The 24,592-nt window shown below is 64.1% G+C and carries 20 protein-coding genes; 9 read left to right on the top strand and 11 right to left on the bottom strand.

The features are described 5' to 3' along the window. Positions 1 to 82 precede the first annotated feature (82 nt). The 4 genes from SE91_RS34580 to SE91_RS34565 form a co-directional block, all read right to left on the bottom strand. On the bottom strand, positions 83 to 1,267 hold the full coding sequence (locus SE91_RS34580) for a substrate-binding domain-containing protein (RefSeq protein ID WP_061850810.1): 1,185 nt from the start codon (positions 1,265 to 1,267) through the stop codon (positions 83 to 85). 332 nt (positions 1,268 to 1,599) lie between these two features. Beyond that, positions 1,600 to 3,072, bottom strand: coding sequence for a sigma-54 interaction domain-containing protein (locus tag SE91_RS34575; RefSeq protein WP_245318583.1), 1,473 nt, complete (start codon positions 3,070 to 3,072; stop codon positions 1,600 to 1,602). A 71-nt stretch (positions 3,073 to 3,143) separates the two neighbouring features. Beyond that, complete coding sequence (locus tag SE91_RS34570) at positions 3,144 to 4,880, bottom strand: putative bifunctional diguanylate cyclase/phosphodiesterase (protein WP_061850809.1); 1,737 nt, start codon at positions 4,878 to 4,880, stop codon at positions 3,144 to 3,146. Positions 4,881 to 5,151: 271 nt separating this feature from the next. Continuing rightward, positions 5,152 to 6,117 (bottom strand): sensor histidine kinase, encoded by a 966-nt coding sequence (locus SE91_RS34565; protein ID WP_061850808.1) that lies wholly within the window; start codon positions 6,115 to 6,117, stop codon positions 5,152 to 5,154. 179 nt (positions 6,118 to 6,296) lie between these two features. Here SE91_RS34565 and SE91_RS34560 point away from each other — a divergent pair, with 179 nt between their 5' ends. Then, on the top strand, positions 6,297 to 7,136 hold the full coding sequence (locus SE91_RS34560) for an SDR family NAD(P)-dependent oxidoreductase (RefSeq protein WP_060737406.1): 840 nt from the start codon (positions 6,297 to 6,299) through the stop codon (positions 7,134 to 7,136). Positions 7,137 to 7,426: 290 nt separating this feature from the next. Here the strand turns inward: SE91_RS34560 and SE91_RS34555 are convergent, their stop codons facing one another. Further along, on the bottom strand, positions 7,427 to 8,803 hold the full coding sequence (locus SE91_RS34555) for a cytochrome P450 (RefSeq protein ID WP_061850807.1): 1,377 nt from the start codon (positions 8,801 to 8,803) through the stop codon (positions 7,427 to 7,429). A gap of 152 nt (positions 8,804 to 8,955) precedes the next feature. Then, the gene (locus tag SE91_RS34550) at positions 8,956 to 10,191 is read right to left on the bottom strand and encodes an LLM class flavin-dependent oxidoreductase (RefSeq protein WP_061850806.1); all 1,236 of its coding nucleotides are present in this window, start codon (positions 10,189 to 10,191) and stop codon (positions 8,956 to 8,958) included. 361 nt (positions 10,192 to 10,552) lie between these two features. Between SE91_RS34550 and SE91_RS36755 the strand changes: the two genes are divergently transcribed. Next, entirely contained in the window at positions 10,553 to 10,705 is a 153-nt protein-coding gene (locus SE91_RS36755) for a hypothetical protein (protein WP_156489920.1), read from the top strand. A gap of 141 nt (positions 10,706 to 10,846) precedes the next feature. Continuing rightward, positions 10,847 to 12,022: an extracellular catalytic domain type 1 short-chain-length polyhydroxyalkanoate depolymerase gene (locus tag SE91_RS34545; RefSeq protein WP_061851470.1), complete on the top strand. Its 1,176-nt coding sequence runs from the start codon at positions 10,847 to 10,849 to the stop codon at positions 12,020 to 12,022. Between the two features lie 117 nt (positions 12,023 to 12,139). Here SE91_RS34545 and SE91_RS34540 read toward each other — a convergent pair whose 3' ends face one another. After that, complete coding sequence (locus SE91_RS34540; protein WP_061850805.1) at positions 12,140 to 12,820, bottom strand: MBL fold metallo-hydrolase; 681 nt, start codon at positions 12,818 to 12,820, stop codon at positions 12,140 to 12,142. A 174-nt stretch (positions 12,821 to 12,994) separates the two neighbouring features. On the opposite strand from SE91_RS34540, the gene SE91_RS34535 reads away from it, so the two are divergent. Next, positions 12,995 to 14,593: an alpha-amylase family glycosyl hydrolase gene (locus tag SE91_RS34535; RefSeq protein WP_061850804.1), complete on the top strand. Its 1,599-nt coding sequence runs from the start codon at positions 12,995 to 12,997 to the stop codon at positions 14,591 to 14,593. A 151-nt stretch (positions 14,594 to 14,744) separates the two neighbouring features. Here the strand turns inward: SE91_RS34535 and SE91_RS34530 are convergent, their stop codons facing one another. Continuing rightward, on the bottom strand, positions 14,745 to 16,442 hold the full coding sequence (locus SE91_RS34530; RefSeq protein WP_061850803.1) for an alpha-amylase family protein: 1,698 nt from the start codon (positions 16,440 to 16,442) through the stop codon (positions 14,745 to 14,747). Between the two features lie 280 nt (positions 16,443 to 16,722). Between SE91_RS34530 and SE91_RS34525 the strand changes: the two genes are divergently transcribed. After that, on the top strand, positions 16,723 to 17,214 hold the full coding sequence (locus SE91_RS34525; protein ID WP_061850802.1) for an MmcB family DNA repair protein: 492 nt from the start codon (positions 16,723 to 16,725) through the stop codon (positions 17,212 to 17,214). Between the two features lie 157 nt (positions 17,215 to 17,371). On the opposite strand, the gene SE91_RS34520 is transcribed toward SE91_RS34525, so the two are convergent. Further along, positions 17,372 to 17,926, bottom strand: a complete 555-nt coding sequence (locus SE91_RS34520) for an ActR/PrrA/RegA family redox response regulator transcription factor (RefSeq protein WP_060738027.1) — start codon at positions 17,924 to 17,926, stop codon at positions 17,372 to 17,374. Positions 17,927 to 18,029: 103 nt separating this feature from the next. Continuing rightward, positions 18,030 to 19,352, bottom strand: coding sequence for an ActS/PrrB/RegB family redox-sensitive histidine kinase (locus SE91_RS34515; RefSeq protein ID WP_060737400.1), 1,323 nt, complete (start codon positions 19,350 to 19,352; stop codon positions 18,030 to 18,032). Between the two features lie 108 nt (positions 19,353 to 19,460). Between SE91_RS34515 and SE91_RS34510 the strand changes: the two genes are divergently transcribed. From SE91_RS34510 to SE91_RS34495, 4 genes are all read left to right on the top strand, one after another. Continuing rightward, complete coding sequence (locus SE91_RS34510; protein WP_061850801.1) at positions 19,461 to 20,264, top strand: ABC transporter ATP-binding protein; 804 nt, start codon at positions 19,461 to 19,463, stop codon at positions 20,262 to 20,264. Positions 20,265 to 20,373: 109 nt separating this feature from the next. Next, on the top strand, positions 20,374 to 21,189 hold the full coding sequence (locus tag SE91_RS34505; protein ID WP_061850800.1) for an ABC transporter permease: 816 nt from the start codon (positions 20,374 to 20,376) through the stop codon (positions 21,187 to 21,189). A gap of 121 nt (positions 21,190 to 21,310) precedes the next feature. Beyond that, a complete protein-coding gene (locus tag SE91_RS34500) occupies positions 21,311 to 22,639 on the top strand; it encodes a polyhydroxyalkanoate depolymerase (protein WP_060737399.1) in 1,329 nt (442 codons plus the stop codon). A gap of 216 nt (positions 22,640 to 22,855) precedes the next feature. Then, on the top strand, positions 22,856 to 23,695 hold the full coding sequence (locus tag SE91_RS34495) for a M48 family metallopeptidase (protein WP_060737398.1): 840 nt from the start codon (positions 22,856 to 22,858) through the stop codon (positions 23,693 to 23,695). 174 nt (positions 23,696 to 23,869) lie between these two features. Here SE91_RS34495 and SE91_RS34490 read toward each other — a convergent pair whose 3' ends face one another. After that, the gene (locus tag SE91_RS34490; RefSeq protein WP_061850799.1) at positions 23,870 to 24,535 is read right to left on the bottom strand and encodes a hypothetical protein; all 666 of its coding nucleotides are present in this window, start codon (positions 24,533 to 24,535) and stop codon (positions 23,870 to 23,872) included. Positions 24,536 to 24,592 lie beyond the last annotated feature (57 nt).

Genomic DNA, 24,592 nt, shown 5'->3' with positions numbered 1-24,592 from the left:
AGAGAGCCCTCTCCCGGCCTCTCCCGCATCCGCGTTCGCCAAGGCTTCGGCGGACAAGAGCGGGAGAGGTGAAGCAAGGAGCCTACCGCTTGTTGCGGACCGGCACGTCCATGTCCTCGATCTTCAGCTCACGTACCGGGTCGAGCACGGCCCAGGCGACGTTCGGGTCGACCTTGACCTTGAAGTGATACATGCTCTGCAGCGCCTGATGGTCCTCTTTGCGGAACACCATCTTGCCCTTCGGCGTGTCGAACTCCAGGCCTTCCATCGCCGTGATCAGCTTCTCGCTGTCGGTCGATTTCGCCTTGGTGACGGCGGCGACGACCGACATCGCGGCGGCGAAGCCGCCCGCGGTGAAGAAGTCCGGCGGCGCGTTGAAGCGCTTCTGGTGCTCGGCGACCAGCCAGTCGTTCACCGGGTTCTTCGGGATCTCGTAGAAATAATAGGTCGCGCCTTCCATGCCGGGCAGGCCCTTATAGGCCGCGAGCGCCGGCAGGATGTTGCCGCCGGTCGACAGCTCGATGCCGTAGCGCTTCGGATCCATGTCCTGGAGCTTGGCCAGCGGATTGCCGGCGCCGGCCCAGATCACCCAGATCACCTTGCGGCCGGGCTTGTCCTTCAGCGCGTCGAACAGGCGTTGGCCGACCGCGGTGAAGTCGGTGGTTGAGGTCGGGGCATATTCCTCTGCGGCGAGCGTGGCGCCGGTCTTGGCGAGCGCCTCCTTGAAGGCGGCGACGCCGTCGCGGCCGAACGCGTAGTCCTGCGCCAGCGTCGCGACGGTCACGCCCTGCTTGCCGATCGCGACCGCGTTGGAGATCGCGTCCTGCGAGGAGTTGCGCGCGGTTCGGAAGATGTAGCGATTCCACTTCTCGCCGGTAATTTGATCCGCGACGGCCGGCTCGACGATCAGGATCTTCTTGTTCTCCTCGGCAACGGGCAGAATGGCGAGGGCCGCGGCCGACGAGGTCGTGCCGATCGCGATGTCGGCCTTGTCGTCCTGATAGGCTTCCGCCAGCGCGGCCTTGGCCAGATCCGGCTTGCCCTGGTCGTCCTTGGTGATGACGACGATCTTGCGACCGTCGAGCGTCATGGTTCCCTTGGTGGCGTATTCGAAGCCCATCTTCAGGCCGGTCTCGGTCTGCTTGGCATAGGCCTCGAGCGGACCGGTCTTGCCGTAGATCAGCGCGACCTTGAGGTCGTCGGCCCGTGCGGAGCTGCCCGCGGCAAGCGCGAGGATGGTTGTTGTTAGGATGAATGATCGACGCACGATGGTCCCTCCCTGAATGAACTGCCTTGGTCAAAGCGATTTGCACAAGTGTGCAGACATTGCAATTCCACCTTCCGGTGGTGCTTGCATGAGGCTGCATATGACAGTCTGTTGACGTGTATGTGCCGGATCGTCGCGAGCCGGGTTAACGATCCCGGCCTCGCCTCAGCCCATGCCGTTTCCTCTCGGCGGCCCAGAGCAAGCTCCGCGCCAGAAGCGAAGTTTTCCGCGGGAGTGGCCGAAAATGCGGCAATTACCGGTGACGGCCTCAGGCGAAGGCAGCCAGCGGGGTGTCAGGAATCCGAGACTCCAGACATGCGTCGTCTCCAAACTCAGACGGAGGCCGATCCTGCGGCGAGGCCGAACTTGGCGAGCTTCTTGTAAAAGGTCGCGCGCGAGATGCGCAGCATCCGGGCGGCCTCCGTGATCTGGCCGTTGCTGGCGGCGAGCGCTTGTTCGAGCGTGTGCTTCTCGAACTCGGCCTCGGCTTCGGCATAGGGCACGACCGTTCCGGCCGCGCGCTCGGGTGCTGCCGGCCTGATCTCGGCCCCGACGGGAAGGATGCGAACGAAATCGTCGCCGGTCAGCCGCCCGGAATCGCTCAGGATCAGCGCCCGTTCCAGGATGTTGCGGAGCTCGCGGACGTTGCCGGGCCAGTCGTAGCGCGCAAGGGCGGCGAGCGCGCTCGGTGTGATCCTGGTGCTGGCATAGTCGCCGGAGGCACCGATGTCCTCGAGCAGCCGGGCGCAGATGTCGGGAAGGTCATCGAGGCACTGGCGCAGCGGCGGCAGGTCGATCGCGAGCACGTTGAGGCGATAGTACAGGTCGGGGCGAAACGTGCCCTCGCTGACGCGTTTGCGCAAATCCACATTGGTAGCGGCGACGACGCGCACGTCTACCTTGGAGATCTTGTCCGAGCCGAGCGGCTCGACCTCGCGCTCCTGGAGCACGCGCAGCAGCTTGGCCTGCAATTGCAGCGGCATCTCGCCGATCTCGTCGAGGAACAGCGTGCCGCCGTCGGCGACGCGGAACTTGCCCTCGCGCCCTCTGCGGTCGGCCCCGGTATAGGCGCCCGGCGCGGTGCCGAAGAACTCCGACTCGATCAGGGTGTCTGGTATCGCGGCGACATTGACGCTGACGAACGGCTTCTCGGCGCGGGACGAGGCGTTGTGGATCGCCTGCGCCAGCATCTCCTTGCCCGTTCCGGTTTCGCCGGTCAGCAGCACCGTCACGCTCTGCCGCGCGGCGCGGCTGGCCAGCTCCTTGGCTTGCGCGATTCCCCGCGTGGTGCCGACGAAATCGGCGAAGGTGAAGCGCGCGGCGCGGGCGTTGGACAATTGCCGCCGCGCCAGCCGTAAATCGCTCTCGAGCTGCGCGACGCGGGCGAGCAGCGGCTTCAGGCTTTCGAGATGGTCGTAGAGCACGAAGCCGATCGCGCCGATCACCTTGCCGTCCTCGTCCTCGATCGGCATGCGGGTGACGACCAACTGCTCGCCGCCGAGCTCCATGATGTCGAGCAGGATCGGCTCGCCGGTCTCCGCCACCTTCCGCATCAGGCTGTTGGGAATGACCTCCTCGATCGGGCGGCCCATCGCCTCATGGGTCTGCTTGAGGCCGAGCGCCGTGAGATATTTCTCGTTGACGTAGACGACCCGCCCGCCGCGATCGATCGCAATCGCGCCCTCGCAGAGCTTCTCCAGCCGCTCGAACAGCGTCTCATCGCGCGCGCACGGAGATAAGCGGGATCGCTGATGGAGAAGGCGGGCATGACGTACCTCGCGGGAAGTCTGCCTGTGTATTAGCAAAAGAGCAGCGATTTCAAAGGGGGATTTGGCCCACCAGGCCAACGACAGCAATGTTTGTTGCGCCGCTTGTCCTACCGCCGATACGCGCTTGCGCGCGAATAGCCCTGGCGGTTGTGCTGCGTGGGGCGGCTCGCCACGCTCGAGCGCGCCTCGCTGGAAGCTGGCGTAGCGAGCTTCAGCTCCTCCAGGAAGATCGGCCGCGAGAAGTAATAGCCCTGCGCGTAGCGGATCTTGGTTGCGGCCTGGAGGTAGGCGAGCTCCTCGTAGGACTCGAGGCCCTCGGCAATCACGGTCATGCCGAGCGCTTCGCTCAAGGATTCGATCGCGCGCAAAATGCCCTGGCTGCGCGGGCGCTTATGGATGTCGGTGATGAAGGAGCGGTCGATCTTGATCTCGTCCGCGGTGATGTCGGCGAGCGCCGAGAGCGAGGAATAGCCGGTGCCGAAATCGTCGATCGAGATGCCGATGCCGAGCTTGCGGAACATCGGCAGGATCTCGTCCTGGAAATGATTCTTGGCGACGAAGGCATCTTCGGTCACCTCGATCATGAACCGCTGCGGAAAGCCGGTCGCGTTCAGCGCCTGCGCAAAGCTGCGCATGAATTCGGGGTTGCCGGCCTGCTTGGCGGCAACGTTGATGCTGATGGTCGCTTCCGCGCTGAAGGTCTCGTTGATCAGGTCGATCGACTTGACGATCTCGGCGAGCACGAGATGAGTCAGCTCGTCGATCAGGCCGAGCTCGCTGGCGAGGTTGATGAACGAGCCGGGCGCCTGGATCACGCCTTCATCGTCGCGCAGGCGCACCAAGGCCTCGATGCCCGTGACGGCGTGCGTCCTGATGTCGACCTTGGACTGGAACGCGCAGCAGAAGCGCTTTTCCAGAATGGCGAGCCGCAGCGATTGCTCGACCTTCATGCGCGCCAACGCCTCGCGCTCCATGCTGGCGTCGAAGAAGGCGGCGGAGCCCTTACCGCCGTTCTTGATGCGGTACATCGCGATGTCGGCATTCTGGCGCAGGGTCTCGAAGCTGCGGCCGTGATCGGGATAGAGGCTGATGCCGACGGATGTGGAAGCGAAGATTTCCGAATGGTCGATGAAGAACGGCGCGGTCAGCCGCTCCAGCGTCGATTGCATGAATTCGGCGATTTCCTCCTGGCTCTGGATCGGTGCGAGCAGCAGCAGGAATTCGTCCCCGGAGATGCGCGAGAGCATGTCGGAATCGCGCAAGTCACGTCCGAGCCGCTTCGACAGCTCGACCAGCAGCGCATCGCCGACGGCATGGCCGTAATAGTCGTTGATGTGCTTGAAATTGTCGATGTCGAGAAAGGCCAGCGCGAAGCGCTCACCGTCGCGATCGCGGGCGAGCAGGCCGTTGGCGCGGTGCTCGATCACGCGGCGGGAGGGCAGCCCGGTCAGCTCGTCGAAATAGGCCGAGCGAAACAGCTGGTCCTCGAAGTTCTTTTGCTCCGTGATGTCGGAGGACGCCGAGATCAGCAGCTCGCGGCCAGCGACGCGGACCGGGCGGTGGGTCGTGAGCAGCACCTGGCGCGACGCGCCGTCGTGAAGCGCTTCCTCGGTGACGACGGCCTGGCCGGCGCTCAGCGCCCGTCGGCAGGCTTCGCGGCGCGGCGTCAGATCGGGAGAGGGGCGGCTGCCGTCGATGCCGAGCTGGGCGGCCGCGGCATCGTTAACCAGCAGAAGCTCGCCATGCGCGTCCTGCACGGTCAGGCCGGCCGGCAGCATTCTAACGATTTCCTTGAGAAATCCGAGTTCGCCTTCGCTCGCGCCGGAATGGTCGTTGTCGTTCATAGAAGGCATGAATTTTCTTGTTTCAGCGCGCGTTTGCAATGCACGCGATCTTGCTCGGTTCCCTCTTAAGTTTGGTTAAGGGCTCCGAAGAAATACGGGGGTGTTTTGGCTGAAATTTGCGGCGATGCGACGCGGGTCGACGATCGTCATTAACAGGGCGTCAATGCGCCGAGTGAAACTACGCGCGGTTCTCTTTCGCTTGTGTCGACGTCATGGCGGGACAAGCCGGGGCATGACGACAACTTGCGAGGGGTCCCGAGTGGTCGCGCCGCTAACCGTTCGGAGGGATGCGGCATTGCATGATGCAATGCAGGCCGGTGGCCAGATAGGAGAGCTCGGTCTTGCCGTCGAAGGCCGAGAGCGCCGACTTCAGCAATTTGGTGCCGAAGCCCGGAGCCGACACCTCACCGATGCTCGGTCCCTCGGTTTCGTCCCAGGTGATGGTGAGGCGATCGCCGGTGATGGTCCAGGACACCTGCAGCAATCCGCGCGGCGCAGAGAACGCGCCATACTTGCCCGCGTTGGTGGCGAGCTCGTGAAACATCAGCGACAGCGTCACCGCGAGCTTCGGCGGCAGGAACAGCCGCTCGCCGTTGAGCGTGAAGCGGACATGGCCGTAAGGCCCGAGCTCCGAGATCAGGAGATCGCGGATGTCGCAGCCCGCCTTGTCGATGCGCGAGATCAGATCGTCGGTTGCGGCCAGCGAACGCAGCCTCGGATCGATCCGGGACCAGACCTGCGGTTGGTCGTGCAGCACCTGGTGCAGCACGGCGTGCACCGTCGACAGCTTGTTCTTCAGCCGGTGCTGGAGTTCGTCGACCAGCAGCTTGCGATAGTCTTCCTCCTCGATCAGGCGCTTTGAAATCCGGCGCTGCTCGATCAGCAGCGTGCGATAGTGCTCGACGCCCCAGATGGTGAGCGCGCAAACCACCCAATAGAGCGTCAGCAGGGCAAACCGGGCGCGATCGGCGAAGGCGTCGCCGAAATTGACGATCACGCCGAGCACGCCGCCGACCAGAGCCGTCGCAATGCCGATCCTGAAGCCGCCGAAGGCGGCGGCAAAGAACACGGCGGGAAAGTAGGGGGTGAAATAGACGTCGGGCCGCACATGGGCGAGACCCCAGCGTGTCAGTGTCGCGACCAGCAGGCACGCGACCGCGAAGGCGATGCTCAGACCGAGTGATGGCGGCGCCACACCCTGCCAGCCTTTGCGGAACTCGTCGATCAGCTTCCCCATGCCCAGCCCGGTCGCGACGCCCGTCTGAAGGTCGAGCGTTGGTGGCGGATGTTACGCATGCCGGAAGCGCAAGCAAAGCTTGCCTTGCCGCGGGCCGGCGGGAATAGTGGCCGTCGCGGCGCCATCATCTGTCAGTGTCCGCCATCTGAAAATCAAATCATTCGAAACGGGAACATTCCATGGGCAGGCTGGACGGCAAGGTTGCGGTCATCACCGGCGCGACGAGCGGAATTGGGTTGCGTACCGCGGAAGTCTTCGTTGCTGAAGGTGCCAAAATTGTGATCGCGGGTCGCCGCGTCCCGGAAGGCGAGGCGCTGGCGAAGCAGCTCGGAGCCAATTGCGTCTTCCGCCAGACCGATGTCACGGTCGAAGCGCAGATGCAGGCGCTGATCGCGCTCGCCGTGGACAAGTTCGGCAGGATCGACTGCCTTTTCAACAATGCCGGCGGCCCGGCGCAGACCGGCGGGATCGAAGGCCTGGAGGTCGAGCGGTTCGACGCGGCGATGGCGACGCTGGTGCGCAGCGTCATGCTCGGCATGAAGCACGCCGCGCCTCACATGAAGAGCCAAGGTTCCGGCAGCATCATCAACAATGGCAGCATCGCCGGCCGTCTCGCCGGGTTCTCGTCCTCGATGGTTTACAGCGCGGCCAAGGCGGCGGTGATCCATCTCACCAAATGCGTGGCGATGGAGCTCGGCGAGTCCAATGTGCGCGTCAACGCGATCTCGCCCGGCGCGATCGCGACCGGCATTTTCGGCAAGGCGCTGGGGCTCTCGACCGACGCTGCCGAGAAGACCCCGGCGGTGATGCGCGAAGTCTACAAGACCGCGCAGCCGATCCCGCGCGCCGGTCTTCCCGACGACATCGCGCAGGCCGCGGTCTTCCTGGCCAGCGACGAATCCAGCTTCATCAACGGCCACGACCTCGTCGTCGACGGCGCCATGACCGGCGGTCGCAATTGGAGCCAGCAGCAGCAGGGCTATGTGGCCCTGCGCAAGGCGTTTGATCAGGGGGCGTAGAAGCTTCGGCGACGGTGCCGTAGGGTGGGCAAAGGCGCGCTCTTCGCGCGCCGTGCCCACGATCGGTGTTCGAGTCCGGGGAGGCATGGTGCGCACGCTTCGCTTTGCCCACCCTACGAGACTGCGCAAGGCGTTCGATTGGGGCGCGCAGCGGACAGGTCTCGTGCCCCGGACGCGGCGCGGCGCGAAGTGCCGCTCCGCAGAGCCGGGGCCCATCTATTCGCGACTTGCCCTGGGCTTTTTGGGTCCCGGCTCGCGCTACGCGCGTCCGGGACACGAGAGTTGAACGCCTAAACCGCCTTCAGCCTCACCCGCAACCCGTCCTTCGGCTTCGGGATCGGCCACATCTGCCAGTCCGGCTTATAGCCCGGTTCTAGCGACACCTCGATGTTCTGCAGGAAGTGCCGCGCAAAGCATTTCGCCTGCATATAGGCGAAGTGCAGGCCGAGGCACATATGCGCGCCGCCGCCGAACGGCACGAAGGCGAAGCGGTGGCGGTTGCGCTGGGCGTCCTCGGTGAAGCGCAGCGGATCGAAACGGTCAGGCTCGGGCCAGATCTCCTTCATGTGATGGGTGTGGAGCGGATTGATGCCGACCGCGGTGCCGGCGGGAATCGCAAAACCCTTGAAGCTGAAATCGCGCATCGCGCGGCGCGGCATCGAGGGCACCGGCGGCTTGAGTCGCAGCGCTTCCTTGAACGCCATCTCGGTCAGCGGCATCTTTTCGAGATCGTCGAAGCTGCTCGGCACATCCGGGGCGAGCCCGAGCGCGAGCACTTCCGCCCGCAGCCTGTCCTGCCAGTCCGGATTGGCGGCGAGTTCGCCGATGAAGGAGGTCAGTGACGAGGTCAGCGTGTCGTGCGCCGCCATCATCAGGAAGCTCATATGGTCGATGATGTCCTGCTCCGAAAGCAGCGCGCCGTCCTCGTGGGTGGCGCGGCAGAGCTGCGAGAACAGATCGTCGCCGCCGTGATTGCCGCGCCGGAGCGGAATCTGCTCGCGGAAATAGGCGACGATTCGCTTGCGGCCCTTCACGCCGCGCGCCATCTGGGTGCCCGGCAGGGGACGGCGGACCGGCGCGACGGCAGCGGCGACCATGTCGACGAAGGCGCGGTTGATCTCATCGACCTCAGGCCCGATATCGGCGCCGAGGAACGAGGCCGCAGCGAGATCGAGCGTGAGCTGATTCATCGCCGGATAGAGCAGCATCTCGCCTTGCTTGGTCTTCCATTGCGCAACGCGCGCGGAAATGCCGCGATCGAGATCGGACAGGTAGGATTTCATCGGCCCGGATTTGAACGCGACCGACAGCGCCTTGCGATGCAGCCGGTGCTCGTCGAAATCGAGCAGCATCAGCCCGCGCGGAAACAACAGGCCGAGCACCTTGTTCCAGCCATGCGTCGAGGAGAACAGTTTCTGCTGGTCGAACAGCACGAGCTCATTGGCTTCGGGCCCGAGCAGTACGATGTTGGTCTCGCCGAAAATGTGGGTGCGGTAGACCAGACCGTATTTGGCGCCGTTCCTCTCGATATGGCCCTTGGGGTCGGCCAGCACCTGAAACGTCTTGCCGATGATCGGCCAACCCTCGTCGCCAGGGATGTGGGTCAGCTCGTTGCGTTTGGGCGCGGTGTACTGAAGCGCAGAGGCGGCCATATTCTGCATCGACATGACGATTGCTCCGATTGGCGGACCCCGGCCAGCATAGCACATCCGACTACGCCGATGCGGTGAACGTATCGCGCACAATATTGTCACCTACGGTCGTCCCGGCCTAGCGAGCAATTGCGCACCAGGCCGGGACGACGAGATAGCTTCGCAGCCTATCGCTTCCCCGCTTCCTTCTGCAGATCCGGCGCGTTGACGGCGGGAATGGCGACGCGGCCGGGGCCCGTGACCTTCAGCGCCTCCGCGGCCTTTTCGTTCTCCATGATCTTGGCCATCACCGCCTGTCCCGCGCGCTCGAAGATCGCACGATTTTCGATCACGAATTTTTGCGACTTGCGCAGGCCGTCGATATAGCCGTTGATCTCCGGCACGACGTAGCGCGCCACCATGTCCCAGCTGCGGCGGGTGTTCTCCGGGTTGGCCCAGTCGTGCACGAAGCCGATGATGGCGCCGACGCCGCCGGACACCTGCATCACGTTCTTGATGGTTTTGACGAGATCGTCGGGTGTGCCGATGGTGGACGCCGCACCTTCGACGAAGGCGGTCTTGTCCACGGCCTCATCGGGCGAGGAGAACGCGGTGAGGCCCGGCCGCTGCAGCGTGCCGACATTATATTCGTTGTGCCAGCGCATCAGCCCGGCGCCGGCCTCGCGGCGCGCCTGCTCGCGGGTCTCGGCGATGTGGAAGGTCAACAGCACGCGCCAGTCGGCGCGGCTCACCGTGGTGCCGTGCTTCTTCGCAGCGTCCTCGGCGAACTGCCATTGCTGTTGCAGCGACATCAGCCCCTGCGTCGTCATCGAGCCCAGCGAGATGATGCCGATGCCGTACTTGCCGGCGAGCGTCATGCCTGACGGCGAGATCTGCGAAGCCACCACGAACGGCATCTCCTCCTGCAAGGGCAGGATCTGCAATGCGGCGTCGTTCATGGTGAACCAGTCGCTCTTGGCGGTGACGCGTTCGCCATTGAAGAGACGGCGGATCACGCCGATCGCCTCGTCCTGGCGGTCGCGCTGCGTCATGGGGTCGATGCCGAGCGTGTGCGCGTCCGACGCCAGCGCGCCCGGGCCGGAGCCGAAGATGGCGCGGCCGCCGGTCATGTGGTCGAGCTGCACCATGCGCTGGGCGACGTTGAAGGGATGGTGATACGGCAGCGACACCACGCCGGTGCCGAGCTTGATCCGCTTGGTGCGCTCGCCCGCCGCGGCCAAGAACATCTCGGGCGATGCGATCATCTCCCAGCCGGAGGAGTGATGCTCGCCGCACCAGAACTCGTCGTAGCCGAGCGCGTCGAGTTGCTCGACCAGGTCGAGATCGCGCCGGAACTGGAGCATCGGATGCTCCCCGATCGGGTGATGCGGGGCAAGAAAGGCTCCGAACTTCAGGCGTGCCATGGCGGTCTCTCCGGCTTGATTTTCTGTTTGTTGAGACGATGAGGCTACGTGCCGGACGGCACGAACGCAATCGCGCGATGTCCCGTGTTGCGGAATGCGGGCATGCGGCGTGGCGAGGTGCTTCCGCCTTTTCCCTGCTTGCGGCGAGAGGGCCGGGTGAGGAGGAGCCTCAGCGAAGGCGGATGTCGTTCAGTGTCCCGATGGTGCCACGCCGTCATTGCGAGCGCAGCGAAGCAATCCAGGATATCTCTGCGGAGAGACTCTGGATTGCTTCGTCGCAAGTGCTCCTCGCAATGACGTGTCGAGAGGCGTCGCTCAAGTGACATCCGACTCGCGGAGAGGCGAAGAGATCTTCGATTGAATGAAGAAGCGCACGCACCGACCGGAAATGCGGCCGGAGTGGCCGCAATCAGCACGCGCAGCCTTTTTCGTCTCGCTCGCACTGTTTGTGACATTCATCGTGATCTGTGCCGCATTTCTGGCGTGGAAGCGTCGCGCCTCTGCAGGATTTTGAAGCATTGCGGTTAATATCTGCGGATTTTCGCGGGAAATCCCGCGAATTTCACCAGATTGACAGCGCACGGTCTTTTTATTTCGCAATGCAGCAACTATCTGGTTTGGCTGGACGTTGAACGTCGCCCACCAGGAATTTGCCGTGTCGCTAGCCCGAAATATCGATCTGTTGAGACGTCTGCCCAAGCTGGACGGTCTGCGCTTTGCCGAGCTCGGCCGCAGCGCGGATTCCTCCAGCCCGCTGCAAGAGGTCACGGATTTCGGTGTCAATCCCGGCGCCTTGCGCATGTTCGCCTTCGTGCCGGCGCAGCTCCAGACGCCGCGTGCGCTGGTCGTCGTGCTGCATGGCTGCGGCCAGACCGCGGCCGGTTACGATCTCGGCGCGGGATGGTCGACGCTGGCGCAGCACTACGGCTTCGCGCTGGTGATGCCCGAGCAGCAGCGCATCAATAACGGCAACACCTGCTTCAACTGGTTCAATCCCGAAGACACGGCGCGCGACTCCGGCGAGGCGCGTTCGATCCGCGAGATGATCGCGCATATGGTTGAGGCGCATCGCATCGACCCCAGGCGCATCTTCATCACCGGCCTGTCCGCCGGCGGCGGCATGACGTCGGTGATGCTCGCGACCTATCCGGAGGTCTTTGCGGCCGGCGCAGTGATTGCCGGGCTTCCTTACGGCATCGCCTCGAATTTGCGCGAAGCGCTGGACGGCATGTTCCATTCGCCAACGCGTCTCGCGCGCGAGCTCGGCGATCTCGTGCGCAACGCTTCCGATCATCGCGGCCCCTGGCCGAAGATCTCGGTGTGGCACGGCAGCGCCGACCGCACCGTCAATCCCGGCAATGCCAACGAGATCGTCAAGCAATGGCTCGATCTGCATGGTCTGCCTGACGCACCGATGGCCGAGATCAATGTCGACGGCTATCCGCGCCAGGCCTGGTGGAATAAGGACGGCGAGACGCTGGTCGAGTCTTACGCCATCACGGACATGGCGCATGGCACGCCGCTCGGCCTTGCCGACAACGACCAGCGTTACGGCATGGAAGGCGCATTCCTGATCGAGGCCGGCATCTCCTCGTCCTACCACATCGCAAAATTCTTCGGCCTCACCGGCTGGATTCCGGACGCCGCGAAGAAGGCGGAGGCAAAGCCCGTGGCGTCAAAGCCGGCGCTGACACCCGCGCCGCATCTCGCCCGCTCGATCCGCACCGCCGTCGCCGAACAGCCCACTGACACCAAGCGCGAGGCCACCCGCAGCTTCGATCTCGGCCAGATCATCACGCGCGCACTGACCGCCGCGGGGCTGATGAAGTAAGTCTCAGCCGTCGAGTCCCCGTAACCACATCTTCCTGTGGTTATGGGTTCCGCCGGGACGACGGCTGAGTTTGGTGCGGCGGAGTCGCGCAAGTCGGAACGCCGCAATAAACTCCCGCTACATCTCGCCCGTGATGAACGGATTGGTCATCCGCTCCTGGCCGATGCTCGAACCGGCGCCGTGGCCGCAGATGAAGCCGACGTCGTCGCCGAGCGGCAGCAGTTTTGTCAGAATCGAATTGATCAGCGTGGCGTGATTGCCGCCGGGCAGATCGGTGCGGCCGACCGAGCCGGCGAACAGCACGTCGCCGACATGAGCGAAACGCAAATCCTTGTTGAAGAACACCACGCTGCCCGGCGAGTGGCCGGGGCAATGCAGGATGTCGAAATGCAGCTCGCCGATCGAGACGCGCTCGCCCTCGTCGAGCCAGCGGTCCGGCGCAAAATTGCGCACCCCCGTCATGCCGAAGCGCGCGCCGCTCTCGACCACGTTGTCGAGCAGGAACTTGTCCGCCTGATGCGGGCCCTCGATCGGCACCTTCAGCGCATCGCGCAAATCCGCGGCGCCGCCGACATGGTCGATATGGCCGTGCGTCAGCCAGATCTTCTCCACGGTGACGCCGGTCTGCTTGATCGCGTCCAGGATCTTCGGCACGTCCCCGCCGGGGTCGATCACCACGGCCTTCTTGGTCGGCTCGTCCCAGATGATGGTGCAGTTCTGCTCGAACAGCGTCACGGGCACGATGATCGCGCCGGCCTTGGCTTGCCCAGAGTCTTGGGTGTCATTTTGCTCGGTCATGGCGTCACAATGCCGATTTTTGCGAGGCCGCCAAGCAAAAGATTCAGCTCCCGCGAGCCGGAACGGCCGCGGGAACAACCGTCACATAGCCGTCCCAATTGACCGGCCAATTTGAACCGGGGCGATGCTGTCGCGTTCTCCCGCGCGAGGGCGCAGATTGGGTGGTCTTTCGGCATGACTCAAAGCAACGAGACTTGGTGGCGCGACGGCATCTTCTACCAGATCTATCCGCGCTCGTTTCAGGACTCCAACGGCGACGGCATTGGCGATCTCGCCGGCATCCTCCAGCGGCTGCCTTACGTCAAATCGCTCGGCGTCGACGCGATCTGGCTGTCGCCGATCTTCCCGTCGCCCATGGCCGATTTCGGCTACGACATCTCCGATTACACCGGTATCGAGCCGCTGTTCGGCACCATGGCGGATTTCGATGCGCTGATCGCGGCGGTCCATGACAATGGCCTGAAGCTGATCCTCGACCTCGTGCCCAATCACACCTCCGACCAGCATCCCTGGTTCATCGAGAGCCGCGCCTCGCGCGACAATCCCAAGCGCGACTGGTACATCTGGCGCGATCCGGCGGCGGATGGCGGGGTGCCGAACAATTGGTTGTCCGAGTTCGGCGGCAGCGCGTGGCAGTTCGACGAGACCACGGGCCAATATTACTACCACGCCTTCCTCGCCCAGCAGCCCGACCTCAACTGGCGCAATCCGGATGTCCGCACGGCGATCCTCGATGTGATGCGGTTCTGGCTGGAGAGGGGCGTCGACGGCTTTCGCGTCGACGTGATCTGGCATCTGATCAAGGACGCCGAATTCCGCGACAACCCGCCGAACCCGCATTATGTCGAGGGCCGCCCGCCGAACGAGAGGATACTGACCCAATATTCCACCGACCAGCCCGAGGTGCATGACGTGATTGCCGAGATGCGGCGCGTCACCGATGGCTTCGGCGCACGCGTCCTGATCGGCGAGATCTATCTGCCGCTGCATCGCCTGATGGCCTATTACGGCAACGACCTCACCGGCGCCCAGATGCCGTTCAACTTCGCGCTGCTCTCGACCTTCTGGAGCGCGCGCTCGATCGAGAAAATCATCGAGGATTACGAGAAGGCGCTGCCCCGCGGCGCCTGGCCGAATTGGGTGCTCGGCAATCATGACCGCCCGCGGGTCGCCAGCCGCGTCGGCCCCGAGCAAGCCCGCGTCGCCGCCATGTTGCTGCTGACCCTGCGCGGCACGCCGACACTGTATTACGGCGACGAGATCGGCATGCACCAGGTGACGATCGCGCCGGAGGACGTGCGCGACCCCTTCGAGAAGAACGTGCCCGGCATCGGTGTTGGTCGCGACGGTTGCCGCACGCCGATGCAGTGGGATGCGTCCGACTTCGCGGGCTTCTCGACAGTGCGACCCTGGTTGCCGCTCCCGGCGCATTATGTCAGGGACAATGTCGTCACTCTCGAAGCCGACAGCCGCTCAATCCTCTCGCTTTACAGGCGCCTGATCGACTTGCGGAAGGCTTCGCCGCCGCTGGTCGCCGGCGACTATCACCCGATCTCGGCGCAAGGCGATCTCCTGATCTATCGCCGTGACGCCGGCGGCAAGGCGCTCGTCGTGGCGCTCAATCTCGGCCCCGAGCCGATCGCCGTGACCACCAGCGCCATCCGTTTCGGCAGCGAGATCCTGCTGTCGACGTTTCTGGATCGCGAGGGGGAGAAGGTCGAAGGCGTGCTGGATCTACGCGGGAACGAAGGGGTCATCGTCGCGTCGTCCTAGCCGTCGTCCTGGGGCGCGCGAAGCGCGAGCCCGGGACCCATACTCACAGGGAGCGGCCTTGCGAAGACTCGGGGTTGGCCAGCTCGCGCCAAACTACTTCCTGGGATTATGGTCCCCGCCTTCGGGGACGACCACAAAGGGTGTTGATGCATCACCCCGGATGTTTGTTGCCCGCGGTGCTCTTGTCGATGTCGCTCCGCTTCAACAGATAATCCAGCCCGCCGACGCGATACCAGCGATACCCATATGGCTCGAGCACGACGTGATGCTGGCCGCGCTTGTCGGCGTGGCTGTGATCTTCCGCCAGCAGATTGATGAGGTGCGCGCCGGCATCACCGGGTAGCCCCGCCGAGAACGCGATCTCGCGTGGCTTGTCGCCGAGATTGTGCACGAACAGCACCGAATTGTTGCGCCAGTCATAGCGCATGATGAACACGGCGGGATCGCGCAGCGGGATGATGGCGAAATCGCCCCAGCCGACCTCGGGCACTTCCTTGCGCATGCGCACGATGCGCTCGGTCCAGTTCAGCATCGAATTGGGATCGCGCCGCTGCTTGGCGACGTTGACGTGGTCGAACCCGTAAGGCCCCTTGTCGATGACGGGGCAGTCCGGCTTGTCGCTCTTGGTGAAGCCGCCATGCGGCTCGGTCGACCATTGCATCGGCGTACGCGCACAGTTGCGCTCGGGCAGCGAGAGGTCATCGCCCATCGCGATCTCGTCGCCATAGCGGATCACGGGCGTCCCCGGCAGCGTGCACATCAGGCTGTAGGCGAGCTCGAGGCGCCGGCGGTCGCCGCCCAGCATCGGCGCGAGCCGCCGGCGGATGCCGCGGTCGTAGAGCTGCATGTCCTTGTCGGGGCCGAATTTCTTGAACACGGTCTGGCGCTGCGCCTTGGTCAGGCGCCCGAGATCGAGCTCGTCGTGATTGCGCAGGAACAGGCCCCATTGCGCCGTCGCCGGCCGCGGCTTAGTCGCCTTCAGCGCCTTTGCGAGGGGGCGCGAATCGCCCGAGGCCAGCGCGTAGAACAGATGCTGATTGACGTGGAAGTTGAACATCATGTGCATGCGGTCGGCATCGCGGCCGAAATATTCCATGTCCGTCTTCGGCAGCACGTTGGCTTCGGCGAGGATGATGGCGTCGCCCTGCCGCCATTGCAGGAATTCGCGGAACGCACGCAGCATGTCGTATTGCTCGGCCGGCTTCTTCACCTTCGCGCCCTTGGTCGCGATCACGAACGGCACCGCATCCATGCGGAAGCCGGAGACGCCGAGCTGGATCCAGAACCCCATGATCTTCAGGATTTCGGCCTGCACGTGCGGGTTCGAGGTGTTGAGATCGGGCTGGAAATCGTAGAAGCGGTGGAAGTAATACGCGCCGGCTTCCTTGTCGCGCGTCCAGGTCGTTTTCTGCACGCCGGGAAACACCATGCCCTTGTCGGCGCCTGCCGGCTTCTTGTCGGACCAGACATACCAGTCGCGATAGGGCGAGTTCTTGTCGCGCCGCGCCTCCTTGAACCAGTGATGCTGGTCCGAGGTGTGGTTGACCACGAGATCGATGATGACGCGGATGCCGCGCTGCTTGCAGCCATGGGTGAATTCGACGAAGTCGCCGAGCGTGCCGTAGCGGGAATCGACGCTGTAATAATCGGCGATGTCGTAGCCGTCGTCCCGCCCCGGCGAGGTCTGGAACGGCATCAGCCAGATCGTGGTGATGCCGAGCCCGTGCAGATAGTCGAGCCGCCGCAACAGGCCCTTGAAATCGCCGACGCCGTCGCCATTGGCATCCATGTAGGTGCCGACCGACAAGCAGTAGATCACGCCGTTCTTGTACCAGAGATCGTCGATCATCCCGCAGCCTCGGTGGTTCCGCCGAGGTGCGGCGGCTGCGTGATAAGTACGAGGGAGGAGGGAGGTTCCGTGTTCCACCACACACACGCTGTCGGCCGGGGCGCGACGTAGTCGCGAGCCCGGGGCCCATTATCCCCGGCAGTTGTTTTGCGATGACGTTGCCGTCTCGGCCTACAACTCCTCCTGTGGCTATAGATTCCGGGCTCGCGCCAAGCGGCGCGCCCCGGAATGACAGGCGAAGAGAGTGTCCGCCTCTCGGGGAATCGGTTATCCTTCCGCCATGGACAACACCGCCCGCAACATCGCGCTCGTGCCGCCGCCGGACCGCCGCCAATCGGAGACGGCGCTGGCGATCGCGCGCGGCACGGCGCGGCTGCTGCGCTCGCTCGGCTTCGCCTGCATCAGCGAGCTACCGCTGCCATCGGGCCGGCGCGCCGATCTGGTCGCACTGAACGAGCGCGGCGAGATCTGGATCGTCGAGATCAAGTCGTCGGTCGAGGACCTGCGCGCCGATCAGAAATGGCACGAATACCGCGCCCATTGCGACCGGCTGTTCTTCGCCTTCACGCAGGATCTACCCTGCGAGATCTTCCCTCAAGACACCGGCCTGATCGTCGCCGATGCCTATGGCGCGCACATGCATTGCGAGGCGCCCGAGCACAAGCTCGCCGCCGCCACCCGCAAGCAGATGACAGTGCGCTTCGCCATGGCGGCGGGCTTGCGGATCAACCGCCTGGTCGATCCGCAAGGCCACGCGGATTTCTGGGAATAGGGCGGTCTCGTGTCCCGGACGCGCTGCAACGCGTCAGCGTTGCTGCGCAGAGCCGGGATCCAGAAGGGCGGCGATTTAGAATGAAGCTAGGGCCCCGGCGCTGCAGCGCACCGCTAAAGAAGCGCTGCGCTGCGTCCGGGGCACGAGTGCGGCGGGATTAACGCGGCGCGCGCTTGGCCAGAATGCGCTGCAGCGTGCGGCGGTGCATGTTCAGCCGGCGCGCGGTCTCCGAGACGTTGCGGTTGCACATCTCATAGATGCGCTGGATGTGCTCCCAGCGGACGCGGTCGGCCGACATCGGGTTCGCCGGTAACTCGGATTTCTCCGCGCTGGTCGACAGCAGCGCCGCGACGACGTCGTCGGCGTCGGCCGGCTTGGAGAGATAATCGATCGCGCCCATCTTCACCGCGGTCACGGCGGTGGCGATGTTGCCATAGCCGGTCAGCACGATCGCGCGCGCATCCGGGCGCTTCTTCTTCAGCGCTGAGACCACGTCGAGACCGTTGCCGTCGCCGAGCCTGAGGTCCACCACCGCGAAGGCCGGTGCGGATCTGCCGATCTGCGCAAGACCGTCCGAGACGGTATCGCACGAGGTCACGGCAAAGCCGCGTGTCTCCATCGCGCGCGACAGCCGCTCCAGAAACGGCTTGTCGTCTTCCACGATGAGTAGCGAGCGGTCGGTCTGTTCGTTCAGTTCGGCGATGGCGTTCAAGGTGTTGTCCTCTCTCCAGCGCATTGACATATGGCGTCGCAATCGGCCGGTGCCAAGGCGGCAAATAGTCGATCGGCGCCGTTGTGCGACGCAAGGCCGCGCCTTATCCTATTGTTTCTTCGAGCGTCTCGATAGCCTCAAAACGCTGCCTGGGCCACGTGATCTGGACCACCGCGCCGTGTTCCGGAAAAGTCCGGTTGGTAAACGAGACCTTGGCGCCGGTGCGTTCCAGCAAGGTGCGCGCGATGAACACGCCGAGCCCGAGGCCGCGCCGTTCGCTGCCGCCGTCATCCTGGGGGCGCCGCCGCGACAGGTAGGGCTCACCGATCCGGTTGAGGATGTCGGGCGGGATGCCGGGTCCATCGTCGGAAATCACAAGCTCGATATGATCCTTGTTCCACCAGGCGTTAACCTCGACGGTGGTGCGGGCGAAATCGACCGCGTTCTCGACGATGTTGCCGATGCCGTAGAGGATGGCCGGATTGCGTGAGCCGACCGGCTCGGCCGCGACGGCCACCGCGATCCGCACCTTAATCTCGACGCCGAAATCGCGATGCGGTGCCACCACCTCCTCGATCAGCTCCGACAGCTTCATGCGATCGAACGGCGCGCCGGTGGAGGATAGCTGGGTGATCTTGCTCAGGATGTCGCGGCAGCGCTGGGTCTGCTCGCGCAAGGTCTTCAAGTCGGCGGCGATGCTGGCATCCTTCACCGTCTTTTCGAGCTCGCGCGAGATCAGGAAGATAGTTGCGAGCGGCGTGCCGAGCTCATGCGCGGCCGCGGCAGCCAATCCATCGAGCTGCGTCAGATGTTGCTCGCGCGTCAGCACCAGCTCGGTGGCAGCCAGCGCGTCCGCGAGCTTGCGCGCCTCCTCGGTCACCTGGAAGGAGTAGAGGCTGGTGACGCCGATCGCGAGCACGATCGAAAGCCAGACGCCGACGAGATAGACCGGCGGCAGCACCAGCGGATCGTCGGCATCCCACGGCAGCGGCGAATGGTAGAAGAACAGGATCGAGGCGCAGGCGACAGCGAGCACGCCAAGGCCGAAGGTGAAGCGGGCCGGCAGTGCCGTGGCCGAGATCAGCACGGGCGCGAGGAACAGGAACGAGAACGGGTTCTGCAGGCCGCCGGTGAAGAACAACAGGCCGGCCAGCTCCACGATGTTGAGCGCAAGCAGGCCCGCCGCCTGCATCGGCTCCAGCCGCTGCATCGGATTGGCCGCGGTCTGGAGCCCCAGATTGAGTGCCGCCGACAGGGCGATGATGCTGACACAGGGGACGATCTCGACGTCGAACTCCAGCCCCTGCGCCACGATGAAGATCGCGGCGAGCTGGCCGAGCACGGCAAGCCAGCGCAGCCGCAGGATCGTGTCCAGCCGGATATGCCGCTGCGCGTGGTGAAAGTCGGAATCGGCAATTTCGGTCATATCGGCCAAGGGGGCGGCACCTTCTCATTCACAAACACTGGGCTTGCGGAACCACCCCGGGATTACAAGCCTTGCGCTATCGGCTGCAATAGCAGAAGAACGGCCAGCATGACCGAGAATGACAAGGCTTCAAGTCGGCTGACTGTCGCGGATCGCAGTCCATCGGCGGCGATTGCGGTCGATCATCTCGTCAAGGTCTACAAGCAGACCCGCGCCGTCGACGATATCTCCTTCTCGCTTCCGCGCGGCAGCATCACCGGGCTGCTCGGGGGCAACGGCGCGGGCAAGACCACGACCATCGCGATGATCATGGGCCTGGTGCTGCCGACCTCGGGCCGCGTCGAGGTGCTCGGGCATCGGATGCCGGAGGAGAGCGCCTCCGTGCTGGGGCGGATGAATTTCGAGAGCCCCTATGTCGACATGCCGATGCGGCTGACGGTGCGGCAGAATCTCACCGTGTTCGGCAAGCTCTATGCGGTGAGGAATCTCGCTGACCGAATCAAGGAGCTCGCCGAGGATCTCGACCTCACCGATTTCATCGATCGCGCCAACGGCAAGCTCTCCGCCGGGCAGAAGACCCGCGTCGCCCTGGCGAAGGCGCTGATCAACCAGCCCGAGCTGCTCTTGCTCGACGAGCCGACCGCCTCGCTCGATCCCGATACCGCCGACTGGGTGCGAGCGCATCTGGAGCGTTACCGCAAGCAGCACGACGCCACCATCCTCCTCGCCTCGCACAACATGCTCGAGGTCGAGCGGCTCTGCGACCGCGTCATCATTATGAAGCGCGGCCGCATCGAGGACGACGACACCCCCGAAGCCATCATGGCCCGCTACAATCGCACCACGCTGGAGGAGGTGTTTCTCGACGTCGCCCGCGGGCGGGTGAACGGTGCGAAGGAGGCGGCGCGGTGACGGCTAGCAGGGCCACGGGCGCTTCTTTCGTCATTGCGAGCGCAGCGAAGCAATCCAGGATCTTTCCGCGGAGGCAGCCTGGATTGCTTCGTCGCAAGGGCTCCTCGTTATGACGGCCTCCCTCCACCGCGGCATCTCCGTCCATCGCATCGGCGCGATGATCCTGCGCTATTGGTACCTGCTGATGTCGTCCTGGCCGCGGCTGCTCGAGCTGCTGTACTGGCCGGCGCTGCAGGTCATCACCTGGGGCTTCCTGCAGGTCTACATCGCCGAGAACGCCAATTTCTTCGCGCGCGCCGGCGGCACGCTGATCGGCGCCGTCATCCTCTGGGACATCCTGTTCCGCGGGCAGCTCGGCTTCTCGATCTCGTTCCTGGAGGAGATGTGGGCGCGCAACATCGGCAATCTCATGATGAGCCCGCTCAAGCCGATCGAGTTTCTGCTGTCGCTGATGGTCATGAGCCTGATCCGGCTTGCGATCGGGATCATCCCGATGACCCTGCTCGCACTGTTCATGTTCCACTTCAATGTCTACGCCCTCGGCCTGCCGCTGATCGCGTTCTTCTGCAATCTGATCTTCACCAGCTGGTCCGTCGGTATCTTCGTGTCGGGCCTCGTGCTGCGAAACGGCTTAGGTGCCGAGAGCATCGTCTGGACGTTGATGTTCGCGATCCTGCCGCTCGCCTGTGTCTACTATCCCGTCAGCGTGTTGCCGGTCTGGCTGCAATACGTCGCGTGGGCGTTGCCGCCGACCTATGCGTTCGAGGGCATGCGCGCGCTGCTGATCGAGCAGACCTTCAGGACCGATCTGATGCTGGAGGCGTTGGTGATCAACGCGGTCCTCCTGGCTGCATCTTTTGCAGCATTCCTTGCCCTTTTACGCAGCGCCAAGCGCCACGGCTCGCTGCTCTCGGGCGGGGAATAACGTCACTTTCCCGTGGATTCAGGCGGTTTTTGCCGTTCTGCTTACGTAGATGTACGGAACCATGCATTGACGCAATATTACGCATTCGGCAGTATGTTGCGATGCGAAGAGGAATATAACGATGCCTATTGGTGAGTTTGGCGGCGCGCCGCCCCTGGCTGCAGAAGGCAGTCCGGTTCTGACGACGCCGATGTACTGGATGTACGAGATGGCCCACGCCTCTCTCAATCCGGCACGTGCGGTCACGGATGCGACCAGGCTCCTGTTTCAAAATCCCCTCAATCCATGGGCGCGCACCGAGGTCGGCAAGTCGGTCGCCGCGGCCTGCGAATTGTTCGAGCGCACCACGCGCCGCTACGGCAAGCCGGAATGGGGCCTCAACGACACCGAGGTCAACGGCATCCGCGTCCCCGTCGAGATCCGCTCGGTCTGGGAAAAGCCGTTCTGCCGGCTGCTCTATTTCGATCGCAAATTCGCTCGCCCCCTGCGCAGCCCGCAGCCGCGCGTGCTGATCGTGGCGCCGATGTCCGGCCATTACGCGACGTTGCTCCGCGGCACGGTGGAAGCCTTCCTGCCCGCGCATGAGGTCTACATCACCGATTGGGCCGACGCCCGCATGGTGCCGCTCAGCGACGGCCGCTTCGATCTCGACGATTACATCGACTACGTCATCGAGATGCTGCATGTTCTCGGCGGCAACACCCATGTCATGGCGGTGTGCCAGCCCTCGGTGCCCGTCGTTGCCGCCGTCTCGATCATGGAGGCGCGGCGCGATCCTTTCGTGCCGACCTCGATGACGCTGATGGGTGGTCCGATCGACACCCGCTGCAATCCGACTGCGGTGAACAATCTCGCCCAGGAGCGCGGCATCGACTGGTTCCGGAACCACGTCATCACCAAGGTGCCGTTCCCGCATCCGGGCATGATGCGCGACGTCTATCCGGGATTCCTGCAGCTCAACGGCTTCATCAGCATGAATCTCGACCGGCACATGGACGCCCACAAGCAGCTCTTTGCCAATCTGGTGAAAGGCGACGGCGATCTCGTCGACAAGCATCGTGAGTTCTACGACGAATATCTCGCGGTGATGGACCTCTCCGCCGAGTATTACCTCCAGACCGTCGACACCGTGTTCGTGAAGCACTCGCTGCCGAAGGGCGAGATGACCCATCGCGGAACACGCGTCGATCCCTCCAAGGTCACGCGCGTCGCGTTGATGACGGTCGAAGGCGAGAACGACGACATCTCCGGTCTCGGTCAGACCGAAGCAACGCACGCTTTGTGCAGCTCGATCCCCGATCATCGCCGTGTTCATTACGTCCAGAAGGGCGTCGGACATTACGGCGTGTTCAACGGCTCGCGTTTCAAGTCGGAAATCGTGCCGCGCATCCATGACTTCATGGTTTCGGCGGCAAATCCTGCTTCGTTGCAAGCGCTCGCGGCCGAATAGTCGCGTTTTCGGCTTTCCCGTCGAAAATCCGGGGCGCTTTCGAGGGTTCCGGAGGGTCAAGTTCCCGCCAGATTCGCGGTATTTAGGTAGCTTCATAGGAGTGAGTCAGGGCTCACCCCTTGGGGGTGCCGCATGCATCCAGCGGGGGCGAAAAAAGCCGGTTCCAACCCCAGTCTGTAGGGTCTCCCGGACGCCTGACCGCTGTATATTGGGCAAATGATTTGTTTTTGCGCCGAGCGCTTCCCTTGGCGGCGGTTATGGCAGAATCCGGGCGCTCTCCTGCCCCCCGGACTGACAGACATGGCCACCCGCGCACTCCTTTATCGTCGGCCCCACGAACCGAAGACCCTTGTCATCACCCATGGATCGCAGTTTTTTGCGATCCGCTTGCGCCGGCACAGACGCGCGCGCCGCTACACGCTCAGAATTCATCCGAGCGATCGCGAAGCCATCCTCACCATGCCGCCGCGCGGCACGCTCGCCGAAGCAAAAGACTTTGCGCAGCGTCACGGCGCGTGGATCGCCGCGCGTCTCGGCCGCTTGCCGAAGGCGGCGCCGTTCCAGCCGGGCACGGTGATACCGCTGCGCGGCACGCCGCATCGCATCGTTCATCGCGCAGGCACCCGCGGCACGGTGTGGACCGAGATCCGCGACAGCGGTGAACGCATTCTCTGCGTTGCCGGTGGCCTCGAGCATGTCGATCGCCGCGTCAGCGACTTCCTCAAACGCGAAGCGCGCCGCGACCTGCAGCGTTCGGCGGAGGCCTATGCCGCCGAGCTCGGCGTTCGCGTCAAGCGTCTGTCGATCCGCGACCAGTCCAGCCGCTGGGGCTCCTGCACCTCGGCCGGCTCGCTGTCGTTCTCCTGGCGCCTGATCCTCGCGCCGCCCTTCGTGCTCGACTACCTCGCCGCCCACGAGGTCGCCCATCTCGTTGAGATGAACCATTCGGCGCGATTCTGGCGCGTCTGCGGCAAGATCTGCCCCTCGATGGAACGCGCCAAGAAGTGGCTCGACACACACGGCAATGATCTCCACCGGTACGGGGTCGAGGATTAGGGGGGGCGAGGTCCAGCTTCGCTATAGCGATTTGGACAGTGTCATCGCCCGCGAAGGCGGGCGATCCAGTACGCCGCGGCACTTCTATGAATCTCGACGTCTCTGGAATACTGGATTCCCCGCCTTCGCGGGGAATGACAGCCGAATGAGACCGCGTCCTCGTGACTCAACGGCTCACGCGCTGATATCCGCACTCACTCCCGCCTGCCCACGTAACGCCAGATACGACGACTGTTGCTGCGCGTTGGCCCTCTGCCCCTCGGCCAGCATGGCCTGGAAGGCCGCGTCGAGTTGCTCGCGGCTGTAGGTCGTGGACGTGCTTTCGCGCGGCGTCCATTGCGACTGCGTGATGGGGGTGGGCGCCTTCTCGACGGCGCCGCCTAGCAGTCTCGCATAATTGTCGGCGCGCCACTGCGCCAAATCCGGTCCAGCCAGGCCGGGCGGATCCTCCAGCTTGCCGATCTTCCCGAACGCCGCGTTGGTCATGGTCGAGGAGCCGCCATTGTAGACCGTGGCGACCACCTTTCCGTCGACTTTCACCTGAGCGTAAGTGTTTTGAGGCGCATCGTCCGAAACGACCGATTGCGATGCACTGCTGTCGTGGGTTCTCAGCCAGTTCATGGCCATTAGGTCGCGCAGAACCGGATTATCCGCCACCGATGTGGCTTTGGCAGCTGACAACAGTGGCTTGACCTGAGAGACATCGACCCGGAAGCTGCTGGGCGCCGCCGACTCTGGCGGCTCGGGCATCATTGGCTGGAGACCCGAACTCGCATGCGAAGCGGACGTCGATGCGGGACGCAGATGAGGCAACGCCGCGTTAGACACACCTGAAATCATGGAAGCTCCCTGGCACTCGCTCAACCCATGAGAGCAAATCCCGGGCCGCTGACGAGC

The sequence above is a fragment of the Bradyrhizobium sp. DOA1 genome, from assembly GCF_001593325.1.
GTDB lineage: Bacteria > Pseudomonadota > Alphaproteobacteria > Rhizobiales > Xanthobacteraceae > Bradyrhizobium.
This window is presented reverse-complemented; position numbering and strand designations above follow the sequence as displayed.